General features: G+C 62.5%; 13 protein-coding genes and 1 pseudogene. 10 read left to right on the top strand and 4 right to left on the bottom strand.

All coding sequences use genetic code 11. From position 1 onward, the window contains the following. Positions 1-61: 61 nt before the first annotated feature. Positions 62-1,030, bottom strand: coding sequence for a DUF808 domain-containing protein (locus ACERHN_RS17395; protein WP_415920281.1), 969 nt, complete (start codon positions 1,028-1,030; stop codon positions 62-64). Between the two features lie 202 nt (positions 1,031-1,232). Here ACERHN_RS17395 and gap (ACERHN_RS17390) point away from each other — a divergent pair, with 202 nt between their 5' ends. The 5 genes from gap (ACERHN_RS17390) (at position 1,233) to ACERHN_RS17370 (ending at position 7,134) form a co-directional block, all read left to right on the top strand. Further along, on the top strand, positions 1,233-2,234 hold the full coding sequence (gene gap / locus ACERHN_RS17390; protein WP_415920280.1) for a type I glyceraldehyde-3-phosphate dehydrogenase: 1,002 nt from the start codon (positions 1,233-1,235) through the stop codon (positions 2,232-2,234). A gap of 67 nt (positions 2,235-2,301) precedes the next feature. Further along, the gene (locus ACERHN_RS17385) at positions 2,302-2,445 is read left to right on the top strand and encodes a hypothetical protein (RefSeq protein ID WP_415920279.1); all 144 of its coding nucleotides are present in this window, start codon (positions 2,302-2,304) and stop codon (positions 2,443-2,445) included. 122 nt (positions 2,446-2,567) lie between these two features. Then, entirely contained in the window at positions 2,568-3,572 is a 1,005-nt protein-coding gene (gene gap, locus ACERHN_RS17380; protein ID WP_415920278.1) for a type I glyceraldehyde-3-phosphate dehydrogenase, read from the top strand. A 150-nt stretch (positions 3,573-3,722) separates the two neighbouring features. Continuing rightward, complete coding sequence (locus ACERHN_RS17375; RefSeq protein ID WP_415920277.1) at positions 3,723-5,069, top strand: MmgE/PrpD family protein; 1,347 nt, start codon at positions 3,723-3,725, stop codon at positions 5,067-5,069. Positions 5,070-5,178: 109 nt separating this feature from the next. After that, positions 5,179-7,134, top strand: a complete 1,956-nt coding sequence (locus ACERHN_RS17370; RefSeq protein ID WP_415920276.1) for a bifunctional 2',3'-cyclic-nucleotide 2'-phosphodiesterase/3'-nucleotidase — start codon at positions 5,179-5,181, stop codon at positions 7,132-7,134. A gap of 33 nt (positions 7,135-7,167) precedes the next feature. Here ACERHN_RS17370 and coaD read toward each other — a convergent pair whose 3' ends face one another. The 3 genes from coaD to ACERHN_RS17355 form a co-directional block, all read right to left on the bottom strand. After that, on the bottom strand, positions 7,168-7,665 hold the full coding sequence (coaD, locus tag ACERHN_RS17365) for a pantetheine-phosphate adenylyltransferase (protein ID WP_415920275.1): 498 nt from the start codon (positions 7,663-7,665) through the stop codon (positions 7,168-7,170). 73 nt (positions 7,666-7,738) lie between these two features. Further along, positions 7,739-8,173 carry a CBS domain-containing protein gene (locus ACERHN_RS17360; RefSeq protein ID WP_415920274.1) on the bottom strand — a complete coding sequence of 145 codons (435 nt, stop codon included), beginning with the start codon at positions 8,171-8,173 and terminating at the stop codon, positions 7,739-7,741. A gap of 88 nt (positions 8,174-8,261) precedes the next feature. Then, positions 8,262-9,182 (bottom strand): LysR family transcriptional regulator, encoded by a 921-nt coding sequence (locus tag ACERHN_RS17355; protein WP_415920273.1) that lies wholly within the window; start codon positions 9,180-9,182, stop codon positions 8,262-8,264. A 119-nt stretch (positions 9,183-9,301) separates the two neighbouring features. On the opposite strand from ACERHN_RS17355, the gene ACERHN_RS17350 reads away from it, so the two are divergent. From ACERHN_RS17350 to mmsB, 5 genes and pseudogenes are all read left to right on the top strand, one after another. After that, complete coding sequence (locus ACERHN_RS17350; RefSeq protein ID WP_415920272.1) at positions 9,302-10,801, top strand: CoA-acylating methylmalonate-semialdehyde dehydrogenase; 1,500 nt, start codon at positions 9,302-9,304, stop codon at positions 10,799-10,801. A gap of 93 nt (positions 10,802-10,894) precedes the next feature. Continuing rightward, positions 10,895-12,037 (top strand): acyl-CoA dehydrogenase family protein, encoded by a 1,143-nt coding sequence (locus tag ACERHN_RS17345; RefSeq protein ID WP_415920271.1) that lies wholly within the window; start codon positions 10,895-10,897, stop codon positions 12,035-12,037. 47 nt (positions 12,038-12,084) lie between these two features. Beyond that, positions 12,085-12,375, top strand: coding sequence for a hypothetical protein (locus ACERHN_RS17340; protein ID WP_415920270.1), 291 nt, complete (start codon positions 12,085-12,087; stop codon positions 12,373-12,375). Beyond that, positions 12,372-13,319 (top strand): annotated as a pseudogene (locus ACERHN_RS17335) (enoyl-CoA hydratase/isomerase family protein); the annotation flags it as partial. The gene ACERHN_RS17340 and the pseudogene ACERHN_RS17335, both read left to right, overlap by 4 nt. 93 nt (positions 13,320-13,412) lie before the next feature. Next, positions 13,413-14,285, top strand: coding sequence for a 3-hydroxyisobutyrate dehydrogenase (mmsB, locus tag ACERHN_RS17330; RefSeq protein WP_415922761.1), 873 nt, complete (start codon positions 13,413-13,415; stop codon positions 14,283-14,285). The last annotated feature ends 90 nt before the right edge of the window (positions 14,286-14,375 follow it).

Genomic DNA, 14,375 nt, shown 5'->3' with positions numbered 1-14,375 from the left:
TGGGCGGGGCGTCGTTGGGGCGCAGCCCCCAACGCGCGTCGTCCGCCGGAGCACGGTAGGGCTACCGCGCAAACACACCTGTCACACTGCGCCAGACCGGGGTGACGACCTTCTCGCCCACGGGGATCAGCAGCATCCCCAGACCAAGGCCCAGCACGCCATCAATCCCCGCCTTCGTCAGCCATTCGGCAAAGCCCGAATTCAACGCCCCGCCCACGGCTTTGCCCACACCGTAGATGATATCTTCCGGCCCGTGCCAGCCCATCTCGGCCAGCGCGTGCACGATGATCGACCCACCGACCCACAGCATCGCCGCCGTGCCCACCACGGTGAGAACAGTCATGAAATGCGGCATCACCTTCACGATGCCGCGCCCCACCGCACGGGTCGCGCTCAACCGCCCGCGCGCCGCCATGGCGAGGCCGACATCATCCGCCTTCACGATAATCGCCACCGCACCATAGACCGCCGCCGTGATCATCACCGCCACCGCGGCCAGCGTCGCCGCCTCGAACCAGAAATTGCTTTCGGGGATCGCGGCCAGCGCGATGGTCATGATCTCTGCCGACAGGATGAAATCCGTCTTGATCGCCCCTTGGGCCTTTTGCTCTTCCAGTTGTGCGGGGTCCTCGATCACCTCTTCCTTGCCCGGGTAATCCTCGTGCCCGTGCCCGCCCCAGCCCATCACATGAGCCACCTTCTCGGCCCCCTCGAAACACAAATATGCCCCGCCCAGCATCAAGAGCGGCGGGATCATCCACGGCGCAAAGGCGGACAATGCTAGACCCACGGGCAACAGGAACAGCAGCTTGTTGCGCAGCGATCCCTTGGCAATCCGCCAGATCACCGGCAATTCACGCTCGGCGGCAAAACCCTGCAGGTATTTCGGCGTCACGGCGGCATCATCAATCACCGCGCCCGCCGCCTTGGCCCCCGACTTGGCCGCCTGCCCGATCACGTCATCGACCGACGCCGCCGCCACTTTGGCGATTCCCGCCACGTCGTCCAACAGTGCCAATAATCCGCTCATGCCGCCCGCTCCTGCTGCGTGTGTCTTACGTTAGCGTATGACACAGACCAAAGTTCCGCGAAACCGTTAGCGCCAACGGCATACAAATGCACACATTTATCGCTAACATTCTGAATATGCGCCTTTTTTACCCTATGCCCACACGACCACGATAGATAGACACGGCCCCAAAGGTAAACCGCTCGGGTGCAAAGGACAGGCCATGACGATCAAGGTGGGTATCAACGGGTTCGGTCGTATCGGGCGCTGCACGCTCAATCACATCGCGACCTCCATGCGCAACGACATTCAGGTCGTGGCCGTCAACGCCACGGGACCGCTGGAAACCACCGCGCACCTGCTGAAATACGACAGCGTGCATGGCCGGTTCCCGAACGAGGTGCGGATTTCCAACGACACGATGGATATCGGGCGCGGGCCGATGCGGATGATGTCCACCTATGACCTGAACGCGCTCGACTGGTCCGATTGCGACGTGGTGCTGGAATGCACGGGCAAGTTCAATGACGGCCATAAGGCCAAGGCCCATCTTGAGCGTGGCGCGCAAAAGGTGCTGCTGTCCGCGCCAGGCAAGAATGTCGACAAGACCATCGTGTTCGGCGTGAATGATGATCTGCTGGCGGCCAATGACCGGATGATTTCCAACGGGTCCTGCACCACCAACTGCCTTGCTCCGCTGGCCAAGGCGCTGGACGACGCGTTCGGGATCGAGCGTGGGGTGATGACCACCATCCACAGCTATACCGGCGACCAGCCAACGCTGGACCGCCGCCACGATGACCTCTACCGCGCGCGGGCCGCTGCGATGGCGATGATCCCGACCTCGACCGGGGCGGCCAAAGCATTGGGTGAGGTGCTGCCGAACCTCGCAGGCAAGCTCGACGGGACCGCCATGCGCGTCCCCACCCCGAATGTCAGCGCGGTTGACCTGACCTTTGAAGCGGGCCGCGACGTGACCGTCGAAGAGGTCAACGCCGCCATGGCAGAGGCCGCCCGCGGTCCCATGGGCCGCGTTTTGGCCTATGACGACGAACAGAAGGTGTCGGTGGATTTCAACCACACCGAACATTCGTCGATCTTTGCCCCCGACCAGACCAAGGTTGTGGGCAACCGCATGGTCCGCGTGCTGGCGTGGTACGACAACGAATGGGCCTTTTCCGTGCGCATGGCGGATGTCGCCGTGGCGATGGGCCAGCTGCGCTAGGCCCAGATGCTTGCCAGAACCGGGCCGTGCTGTCACAACAGCGCGGCACACATCCGGCACTGGCGACATGACCAACACCCTGTCCATCATCCTCGGCACGATCATCGTGGTGGCCATCGCCTTCGATGCGATTGCAAACGGCGGCGCGAACCTGCTGTTTCTCGGCAAGAAGCTGGCCGAGCTGATCGAATGGCTCGCCTTCTGGCGCTGACCCCCTCCGCCTGAATTCTGCGCACGGCCCGGTTGACAAATCGGCTTGCATGCCTTTGTTAGCGGTAACGGTGCGGCAATGACCTTTGCCGCCCACATCCTTTGCCACACATGGGGGATACCATGGCCATCAAAGTCGCAATCAATGGGTTTGGCCGCATCGGCCGCAACGTGCTGCGTGCCATCGTCGAAAGCGGGCGCACCGATATCGAGGTGATCGCGATCAACGATCTCGGCCCGGTGGAAACCAACGCACACCTGCTGCAATATGACAGCGTGCATGGCCGGTTCCCGGTGAACGTCAAAACCGGCGCGGACAGCATCGATGTGGGCACCGGCCCGATCAAGGTCACGGCGGAACGCAACCCCGCCGACCTGCCTTGGAGCGACGTCGATGTGGTGATGGAATGCACCGGCATCTTTACCTCCAAGGACGCGTGTCAGGCGCATCTGGAAAACGGGTCGTCCCGCGTGCTGATCTCTGCCCCCGGCAAAGACGCGGACAAGACGATTGTGTACGGTGTGAACCACGACACGCTCACGGGCGATGATGTGGTTGTGTCGAACGCGTCCTGCACCACGAACTGCCTGACGCCCGTGGCCAAGGTTTTGCACGACCAGTTCGGGATCAACCGCGGCTTTATGACCACCATCCACAGCTATACCGGCGATCAGCCAACGCTGGACACGATGCACAAGGATCTCTACCGCGCCCGTGCTGCCGCGCTGAACATGATCCCCACATCGACCGGTGCGGCCAAGGCCGTGGGTCTGGTGATGCCGGAACTGAACGGCAAGCTCGACGGTGTGGCGATCCGCGTGCCCACGCCCAACGTGTCCTGCGTCGACCTGACGGTCGAGACATCGCGCGATGTCACTGCCGAAGAGGTCAACGCCGCCATGACCGCCGCCGCAGCCTCCGGCCCTCTGAAAGGTGTGCTGGGCGTGACGGATGCCAAGCTGGTCAGCATGGATTTCAACCACGACCCGCATTCGTCGATCTTTGCCACCGACCAGACCAAGGTAATGGATGGCAACATGCTGCGCATCCTCAGCTGGTACGACAACGAATGGGGCTTTTCCAACCGGATGGGCGACACGGCGGTGGCGATGGGCAAATTCCTCTGACCTGCGCGTCATAGCGACAGACCAAGGCGCCTGCGGGCGCCTTTTTCTTTGCCTGTTTTCTTCGCCCGTGCGACCGATGTCGGTTTTGTCAAAGCAGCCATGGCGCATCCGGTGTCGGCTCGTCCCCACGGGCCGGCACGGGATCACGACATGGCACAGCAGTTCATCGATTTTCTCCACGCGGCGGACACAGACACTATTCCGGACGAGGTTCTGGATCTGGGCAGGAAATGGCTGCTGGATCTGCTGGGCGTGGCGGCGGGGGCGATGGATACGACCTTGTCCCGGATCATCCGCGATCATGCGACCGACCATTTTGCGGCGGGACGCCTTGGTGCGCCGATGCTCTTTGACGGGCGGCGGGTCAGTCCGGCGGGGGCCGCCCTTGCGGGCGGTATGACCATTGACGCGCTCGACGCCCATGACGGGCACAAGCTGACCAAGGGCCATGTGGGATGCGGTGTGCTGCCTGCCCTTCTGACTTATACGGAGGCGCAGGGGCTGGATGATGATCGCGCATTCCTGGCCGCACTGGTGGTGGGGTATGAGATCGGGACACGTGCGGGCATCGCGCTGCACCGCACCGCGTGTGACTATCACACGTCTGGCGCATGGATCGCGGTGGCGGTCGCAGCCCTTGGCGCGCGGGTGCTGGGGCTGAACCATGCGCAAACGCGTCACGCCATCGGCATCGCCGAATATCACGGACCGCGCAGTCAGATGATGCGGGTAATCGACGCGCCGACCATGCTCAAGGACGGCTCCGGCTGGGGCGCGATGACGGGTGTGTCCGCCGCCTATCTCGCGGCGGACGGGTTCACGGGCGCACCTGCGGTGACGGTCGAAGGGGCGGATGTGGCCGACCTGTGGGACGATTTGGGGCGGAATTGGCGCATCGCAGAGCAGTATTTCAAGCACTTCCCCATCTGTCGCTGGGCGCAGCCGCCAGTGCAGGCGGTGCTGGACCTGCGCCGGGACCATAAGCTGACCTCAGATCAGGTGGAGCGGATCGAGATCACGACATTCCACCATTCCAAACGCCTCGCCATATCCGCGCCGCGCACCACCGAAGAGGCGCAGTATTCCACAACCTACCCCGCGGCCGTGGCCATGGTACGCGGTGACGTGACCCCGACCGACATCACGGAACAGAGCTTTGACGACCCGGAAATCAGGCGCCTCGCCTGCAGCATGATCGTCACCGAAAGCGATGTGTTCACGGACGCATTCCCCGCCCGCCGCATCGCACGGGTGGCCCTGACCCTCACCTCCGGCGAAACGGTCACGTCACAGGACACCGAGGCGCTTGGCGATCCCGAACACCCCGCCAGCCATGACGCGGTGCGCGCCAAATTCCACGCCTATGCCGCGCCCGTTCTTGGCCAGACGCGTACAAGTGCGCTGGAACAGGCGGTCGACGGGCTGGGCCATGGCGGCGGTCTTGGTGAATTGCGCCGCCTGATCTTTGCACCCGCGCGACCACATAATGAGCACTAATGCGCGGCCCGTGCGCCCGACCCGGCGCAACAATTGCCAAGTGTCATGCGGGTGTTAAACTGCGACCATAACGAGAATTCGTAATCTGACCCAACCGAAGGATCCCCCCATGCCATTCACCCTCAATCGCCGTGGCTTTCTGGCGGGCACCGCCGGTTTCATCGCCCTACACCCGTTTTCGGCCAACGCCGCCACCAATCAGGCGCATCTGCGCATCATGGAAACCACGGACCTGCACGTGCACGTGTTTCCCTATGATTACTATGCGGACCGGCCACGGGACACGGTGGGTCTGTCGCGCACGGCGCGCCTCATTCAGGCGGTGCGGGACGAGGCGTCTAATTCCCTGCTGATCGACAATGGCGACTTCCTTCAGGGCAACCCGATGGGCGACTACATCGCCTATGAGCGCGGCATGAAGGATGGCGACACCCACCCGGTGATCGACGCCATGAACACGCTTGGCTTTGATGCCTCGACCTTGGGCAACCACGAATTCAACTACGGGCTCGATTTCCTGATGAAGGCGCTGGCGGGTGCGGATTTCCCGGTGGTGTCTGCGAATGTCGCGCTGGAGACGGGCAGCGATCCGACGAAGGACAAGACGCTGGTCCCGCCCTACACGATCCTAGACCATACGGTAACCGATGGCGGCGGCACGGATCATCCGATCAAGGTGGGGCTGATCGGTTTTGTCCCGCCCCAGATCATGAACTGGGACCGCCGCCACCTTGAGGGCAAGGTGCAGGCGCGCGATATTATGGAAACCGCACGCGCCTATATCCCGCAGATGAAGGAACAAGGTGCTGATATCATTGTGGTTCTGTCGCATTCCGGCATCGGATCAGCCAATGAAACCGACGGGATGGAGAACGCCGCCGTGCCGCTGGCGGGGCTGGACGGGGTCGATGCGATCCTGACCGGGCACAGCCATCTGGTCTTCCCCTCGCCCGGCTATGCCGAGTTCGCAGGTGCGGATGTGGATGCGGGCACGCTGATGGGCACGCCCGCCACGATGGGCGGGTTCTGGGGCAGTCATATGGGCCTGATTGACCTGCTGATCGAACGTGACGGCTCTGAATGGCGCGTTGTCTCCGCCACGTCTGAGGCGCGGCCCATCGCGCAGCGCAATGAGGATCGGTCGGTCACAGCACTGGTCGAGGATGACCCGGCGGTGCTGGCCTCCGTGCAAGCGGAACATGACGCGACGCTGGCTTATGTGCGCCGCGCGGTTGGCAAGACGGATGCGCCGCTGCATTCCTATTTCGCGCTCGTGGCGGATGATCCATCGGTGCAGATCGTGTCGATCGCGCAGCTTTGGTACATCGAACAGATGCTCAAGGGCACCGACCATGAGGGCCTGCCGATCCTGTCGGCGGCGGCCCCGTTCAAGGCCGGGGGCCGGGGTGGGCCGGAATACTTTACGGATGTGCCGGTGGGGGATGTGGCGATCAAGAATGTCTCCGACCTCTACCTCTATCCCAACACGGCGCGCGCCGTGCGGGTCACGGGGCAGCAGGTCAAGGACTGGCTTGAACGCTCTGCGGGCATGTTCAACCAAGTGGAGCCGGGCGCGCAGGACGTGGTCCTGTTGAACCCGTCCTTCCCCAGCTACAATTTCGACGTGATCGACGGGGTCGAATACCAGATCGACCTGTCGCAACCGTCCAAATACGACCCCAAGGGCGAGATGCTGAACGCGGATGCCAACCGCATCGTCAACCTGACCTATAACGGCGCGCCGCTGGATATGGAGGCGGAGTTCATCATCGCCACCAACAACTACCGCGCGGGCGGCGGCGGCAATTTCCCCGGCGCCAGCACCGACACCACCGTGTTCGAAGGGCCGGATACGAACCGCGACGTGATCGTGCGCTACATCGTGGAAAAGGGCACGATCAGCCCGCGCGCCGACAACAACTGGTCCTTTGCGCCGATGGAGGGCACCACGGTGCTCTTTGACACGGGACCGGCGGCGCGGGCGTACCTGGATCAGCTGGATATGGCGATTGAGGATGCGGGCGAAGGACCGGACGGTTTCGCCCGGTTCCGGATCGCACTCTAGGCGTATAGTATTTGGGTGGGCAGATTGCCCACCCTACCCTTTGTCAAAGCGGGCGCGCAGCGCGCCATTGACCAGCGGTGTGACGAACTTGGACACGTCGCCGCCCAGACGGGCGATTTCCTTGACCAGTTTCGAGGCAATGGCCTGATGTTCGGCCTCTGCCATCAGGAACACGGTCTCGATGCTGTTGTCCAGCTGGCGGTTCATGCCAACCATCTGAAATTCATACTCAAAATCGGCTACCGCACGCAGGCCACGCACGATCACCTGCGCCCCTACATCGCGGGCGCAATCAATGAGCAGGTTTTCAAACGGGTGCACCACGATCTCGGTGCCGGTCTGCGCGCTCAGCTTGGCGCATTCCGCCTCGATCATGGCGACACGTTCCTCGAGCGGGAAGAGCGGGCCCTTGTCCCGGTTGATCGCAACCCCGATGACAAGGCGGTCCACCATGGGGCTGGCCCGCCGGATGATGTCGATATGACCCAATGTGATGGGGTCGAATGTGCCGGGGTAAAGGCCGATGCGCATGGGGCGGCTCCGTCGTTCTGTCGTCACTGCAATGCACCACCAACCCCTTGCAATTGCAAGCGGACGTGTGGGGTCAGTGCCCCATGATCATCCCCTGAAGCGCGTCCTTTTCCATCGATAGCTCCTTGAGCCGCGCCTTGACCACGTCACCCAGCGTTATCAGCCCGACAAGTTCGCCGTTTTCGAGAACGGGCATGTGGCGGAACCGGCCGTCGGTCATCTTTTGCAGAACCTCGTCCGCCTTGTCGTCGCGCCCGCAGGTCACCAGTTTCGCCGTCATGAATTTTTCCACCGGCTCGTTCAGGATTGCGCCACCGCGTTTGGACAATTCCCGCACGATGTCCCGTTCGGACAGGATGCCTTGCGCCGTATGCCCGTCGGGCGACACGACCACGGTCCCGATACGGCGTTCGGCCAGGGTCTTGGCCGCGGATGAGATCGGCGTTCCGGGCGCGACGGTGACCACCGCGTCATCGGATTTCGATTTGAGGATTTGGTGTACCAGCATGATCGCGCCCTCCTCGGCGTGGCTTGGGGTGCCCAAGCGTCAACTTTTTGTGAGCGTCCTGTCAAGCATGGGGTCGCGATTTTTCCACTCAGGCGGGAGGCCGCGGATGGGCCACCTGTGCCTCGAGGGCTGCCACCTCCGCCCGCATCCGCGTGGTGAGTTCGGCTGCAATCCGGTTCAGGACGGGTTGATCGCGGTCCGCGGCATGGCGGATCAGGTAGAAACTGCGCCTGAGGGACATCGCGTTTTGCAACACCGGACGCAGGCCGGGCGCGGCGGGTAAGGCGAAATCATGCACGACCCCGACGCCGCCCCCCTGCCGCAGCATGTTGAGCTGCACCGCAACGGAATTCGACGCCAGCGCCACCCGGCGCACCCCTGCCCCCGCAAGGTAATCCAGTTCCTTGTCAAAGATCATGTCCTGCACATAGCCGACGATCCGGTGCGCCTTGAGATCGTCCAGCACACGCAGCGGCGGCGCCTGCCGCAGATAGCTGTCCGCGGCGGCGAAATGCAGTTGGTAATCAGTGATCCGCTGCACCGTGAGCCGCCCGGCCGTGGGCGCGCTGACGGCGATGGCCATGTCGGCCTCGCGTTGCGACAGGTTAAAAACCCGAGGCAGCGCCACGATTTGCAGTTCCAACCGGGGATGTTCTGCCGTCAAAGCCGCGCAAATCTGCGGCAAGAGGTAATTGGCACAGCCATCGGGCGCACCGATCCGCACCTGACCCATAAGCCCTTCGCCCGGGTCGGACACGATCCCCTCGGTCGCGGCCCGCATCGCGGCTTCGGCCTCGAGCGCGCGGTCCATCAGGTCCTGGCCCGCAGGAGTCAGCGCGTAACCTTGGGGGGATTTCACAAATAGCGCGGTGCCAAGATCCTGTTCCAGACGCGCGACCCGGCGACCAAGTGTGGCGGGGTCAAGCCGCGCATCCGCACCGGCGCGCGTCAGGGTCCGCGCCCGCGCCACGCTCAGAAACAGGCGGACATCGTCCCAGTTGCCTTTCATCGCACCCTCGCGCCCTGCAAATTTGCAAAATGGTTTTGCCCAACTGCGCCTTTTAGGCTGCATTTTGCAAGACTATACTGCGCGCAAACCACCCCTTTGGCCGCAGTCAGGAGACGGACATGCAAGAGCTCAGCCACTATATCAACGGCGCCCACACCGCCGGTACATCCGGCCGCTTTGCCGATGTGATGAACCCCGCCACGGGCGAGGTGCAGGCCCGCGTGCCGCTGGCCTCTGAGGCCGAAGTGGCACACGCGGTTGAGATCGCCGCCGCAGCCCAGCCCGCATGGGCCGCCGTGAACCCGCAGCGGCGCGCACGCGTCATGATGAAATTCGTCGACCTGCTGAACCGCGACATGGACAAGCTGGCCGAAGCGCTGAGCCGCGAGCACGGCAAAACCCTGCCCGATGCGGCAGGCGACGTGCAGCGCGGCCTTGAGGTCGTGGAATACTGCATCGGCGCGCCGCACCTGCTCAAGGGCGAATACACCGACAGCGCCGGTCCCGGCATCGACATGTATTCCATGCGCCAGCCCTTGGGTGTGACGGCGGGCATCACGCCCTTCAACTTCCCGGCGATGATCCCGATGTGGATGTTTGCGCCCGCGATTGCCTGTGGCAACGCCTTCATCCTGAAACCCTCCGAACGCGACCCGTCGGTGCCGTTGATGCTGGCAGAACTGATGGAAGAGGCGGGGCTGCCAAAGGGCATTCTGCAGGTGGTGAACGGCGACAAGGAAGCGGTGGATGCGATCCTGCATCACGACGTGATCCAGTCGATCGGCTTTGTCGGATCCACACCTATTGCGGAATACATCTATGCCACCGGCTGTGCCAACGGCAAACGCGTGCAGTGTTTTGGCGGCGCTAAGAACCACATGATCGTCATGCCTGATGCCGACATGGATCAGGCGGCCGACGCGCTGGTTGGGGCCGGTTACGGTGCAGCGGGCGAACGGTGCATGGCGATTTCGGTGGCGGTGCCCGTGGGAGACGAGACTGCAGACCGTCTGATCGAAAAACTCGTACCGCGCATCGAAAAGCTGAAGGTCGGCCCCTACACTTCTGGCAATGACGTGGATTACGGCCCCGTCGTGACCGCCGCCGCTAAGGCCAATATCGAACGCTTGGTGCAGACGGGCGTCGATCAGGGGGCCACTCTTGTCGTCGATGGGCGTGATTTCAAATTGCAGGGCTATGAGGACGGTTTTTTCGTCGGCCCGCACCTGTTTGATCACGCGACCAAGGACATGGACATCTACAGGCATGAGATCTTTGGGCCCGTTCTGACCACCGTGCGCGCGCAAAGCTATGAAGAGGCGATTGGCCTCGCGATGGATCATGAATACGGCAACGGCACCGCGATCTTTACCCGTGACGGTGACACGGCGCGCGATTTTGCCAACCGGGTCAACGTTGGCATGGTGGGCATCAACGTGCCGATCCCGGTGCCGCTGGCCTATCACACCTTTGGCGGCTGGAAGAAATCGGTGTTCGGGGATCTGAATCAGCACGGCCCGGATGCCTTCAAGTTCTATACCCGGACCAAGACAGTGACGGCACGCTGGCCTTCTGGCATCAAGGAAGGTGGCGAGTTTTCCATCCCGGTGATGGAATAGGCCACCCGGCCCTCCGGGGGGGATTTTTTGGAACAGAGACGGGGCACCCGCGGCGGCAGGGGTCTCATCCGATGAGTGCGGGAGGACTGGCGCGTGGATTTTGCGTTGAATGAGGAACAGACAGCCATTTTCGACATGGCCCATGGGTTCGGGCAGGCGGAAATTGCACCATTTGCCCGTGACTGGGAGGCGGCTGGCACCATTCCCAAAGACCTGTGGCCCAAAGTCGGCGCGCTTGGGTTTGCGTCGCTCTATGTGTCCGAGGACGCAGGCGGCGCGGGTCTGAGCCGTCTTGATGCAACGCTGGTGTTCGAAGCGCTGTCGATGGCGTGTCCGTCTGTTGCGGCGTTTTTGTCGATCCACAACATGTGCGCCAAGATGCTCGACAGCTTTGGCTCGGATGACCTGAAGGCGCGGGTGATGCCTGGCGTGCTGAGTATGGAAACCGTTCTGAGCTATTGCCTGACGGAGCCGGGGTCCGGGTCCGATGCAGCGGCCTTGCGCACACGGGCCGAGCGGACCAACGAGGGCTATGTGCTCAACGGGACCAAGGCGTTCATTTCGGGTGGCGGATATTCGGATGCGTATGTGTGCATGGTGCGCACCGGCGAAGACGGTCCACGCGGTGTCTCAACCGTGTATGTGGAAGACGGCACCGAGGGGCTGAGTTTCGGGGGGCTCGAGGACAAAATGGGCTGGCGCAGCCAACCGACAGCGCAAGTTCAGTTCGACAATTGCAACATTTCCAGTGGGAACCTGGTGGGTGAAGAAGGTCAGGGTTTCAAATATGCGATGATGGGGCTGGATGGTGGCCGTTTGAACATCGCGGCCTGCTCTCTTGGGGCCGCGCAGACAGCCCTCAATGCCACCCTGGACTATATGGGGGAGCGCAAGGCCTTCGGGCAGAGCATCGACCAGTTCCAGGGCCTGCAGTTCCGCCTTGCGGATATGGAGATCGAGCTGCAGGCGGCGCGCACCTTTTTGCGGCAAGCGGCATGGAAGCTGGATACGGGCGCACCGGACGCCACCAAGTTCTGCGCCATGGCCAAGAAATTCGTGACCGAAGCCGGGTCGAAGGTCGTGGACCAGTGCCTGCAACTGCATGGCGGCTACGGCTATCTGGCGGATTATGGTATCGAAAAACTGGTCCGGGATTTGCGCGTGCACCAGATCCTCGAAGGCACAAACGAAATCATGCGCGTGATCGTGGCCCGCGATATGTTGAAGACCCGTTGATATCCACGAAATTGCTGAGAACGGCCTTATTGAGAGCAGAACACTGGGTGATCAAACCTGCATCCCTTGGCTACGCGTCGTTATCAGTGACAAGAGCGACAACTTTGTACTCTTTATGCGCATTGGCCCTATTTTTTGGAATGATCACATTGGATGAACGCGTCTTGAGTTCTACAAGCCCATTGGTGCGCGGACCTGTTTGGGGAATTTTTGCGCTTTTCTCTTTAACCATGTTTTCTCGTCTATTTCTAACCATATCGAAGTTTTTCGGTGCATCGGGAAGAACAAAGATGGCCTTGCGTGTGGCTGATCTCGAAGAAAAACTAGGGTTACCATGACTGACATCTCCATTCGCATCACCGGCGACGCAGGTCGCATCACACTTCGACGCCCCGCTGCGCTCAACGCCATGACCTATGACATGTGCCGCGCTATCGAGGCGGCCATGGACAAATGGACCCAGGACGATACCGTCAAACTCGTCGTGCTGGATGCCGAAGGCGACCGCGCCTTCTGTTCCGGCGGTGACATCGCGGAACTCTACGACACGGGCACGAAGGGGGATTACGCCTATGGCCAGAAATTCTGGGCGGACGAATACCGCCTGAACCACAAGATCTTTCACTACCCCAAACCTGTCGTCAGCTTTCTGCAAGGCTTTACCATGGGCGGGGGCGTAGGCATCGGCTGCCACGGCTCGCACCGAGTTGTCGGCGACACCAGCCAGATCGCCATGCCCGAATGCGGCATCGGCCTTGTCCCGGATGTGGGCGGCACGCTCATGCTTGCGCTCGCACCGGGGCGGTTGGGCGAATATCTGGGCACAACAGCGGCCCGGATGAATGCCTCAGACGCGATTTTCGCGGGCTTCGCCGATCATTATATCCCCGAAGATGCGTGGCCCACCCTGATCGCAGAGCTCGAAGCGACGGGTGATCCGACCCGGGTGGAACACGCGGCACAGCCCCCCGCCCCCGGCCCGCTGGAAACCGCGATGCCCAACATCGACCGGCATTTCCATGGTGCGAGCCTTGGCGACATCCTGACCACCCTGCGCGCCGAAGACAGCGATTTTGCTAGCGACACGCTGAAGAAACTGGCGCGCAACAGCCCCCTGTCCATGGCTTGCGCCATCGAAACGCTGCACCGGCTGCGTGGCCCGTCCATCAGCCTGGAAAGAGCGCTGGACCTCGAATACCGGTTTACGTCGCGCAGCATGGAGCATGGCGATTTCCTCGAAGGCATCCGGGCTGCGATCATCGACAAGGACCGCACGCCAAACTGGCAATATGCCGACATGAATGTGCCACCTGTTGCAGTCAGCAAGATGTTGATGCCGCTGGGGAATATGGCACTCAAACTGGGAGGAACGGGGATGAAGATCGGGTTTATCGGCCTCGGCAATATGGGGGCGCCCATGGCGGCCAACCTGGCAAAAGCCGGGCACAATGTGACAGGGTTCGACGTGGCGGGCACCACCGCGCAAGGCGTGGCACAAGCCAGCAGCGCAGAGGAGGCCGCGCGCGATCAGGACGTGGTGATCACTATGTTGCCCAACGGCGACATCCTGCGCGGCGTCGCACAGACGGTCCTTCCGGCCATGCGAGCGGGCGCCACCCTCATCGACTGCTCCACCGTGGATGTTGACAGCGCCCGCGCCGTCGCGTCCCGGGCGCAGGACGCAGGTATCCTGAGCGTCGATGCCCCGGTCTCGGGCGGGATCGGTGGCGCCGCCGCAGGCACGCTCACCTTCATGGCCGGCGGCAGTGCGGAGGCCTTTGCCAGGGCCGAGCCGCTCTTTGACATCATGGGGCAAAAGGCCGTGCATTGCGGCGAGGCCGGTGCGGGCCAAGCGGCCAAGATTTGCAACAACATGATCCTCGGCGTGACCATGATCGCCACCTGCGAAGCCTTCGCGCTGGCCGACAAACTGGGCCTCGATCGGCAAAAAATGTTCGACGTCGTCAGCACATCATCAGGCTACAGCTGGACCATGAACGCCTACTGCCCGGCCCCCGGTGTCGGCCCCAACAGCCCTGCAGACAACGACTACCAACCGGGGTTTGCCGCCGAATTGATGCTCAAGGATCTCGGGCTCAGCCAACAGGCCGCAGAGGCCGCAAATGCCGACACCCCCATGGGCCAGGCCGCGCTTGCCCTCTACAAAACCTTTGTCGAGGACGAAGACGGCGAGGGCCGCGATTTCTCCGCCATGCTCCCAAGGTTCGAAAACCGCACCCGCACCTGATCTTCTTCTGGCCAGAAATACCACGGGGGGAGGCCGCAGGCCGGGGGGCAGCGCCCCCTCCCCCGCATGTCACAGGCACCGCGCGTCCGA

Origin of the sequence: Tateyamaria rhodophyticola, assembly GCF_047777875.1 — a bacterium.
In the GTDB taxonomy this organism is placed as follows: Bacteria; Pseudomonadota; Alphaproteobacteria; order Rhodobacterales; family Rhodobacteraceae; genus Tateyamaria.
Note: the sequence above shows the minus strand (reverse complement) of the source record. Positions and strands in the feature narration are given on the sequence as shown.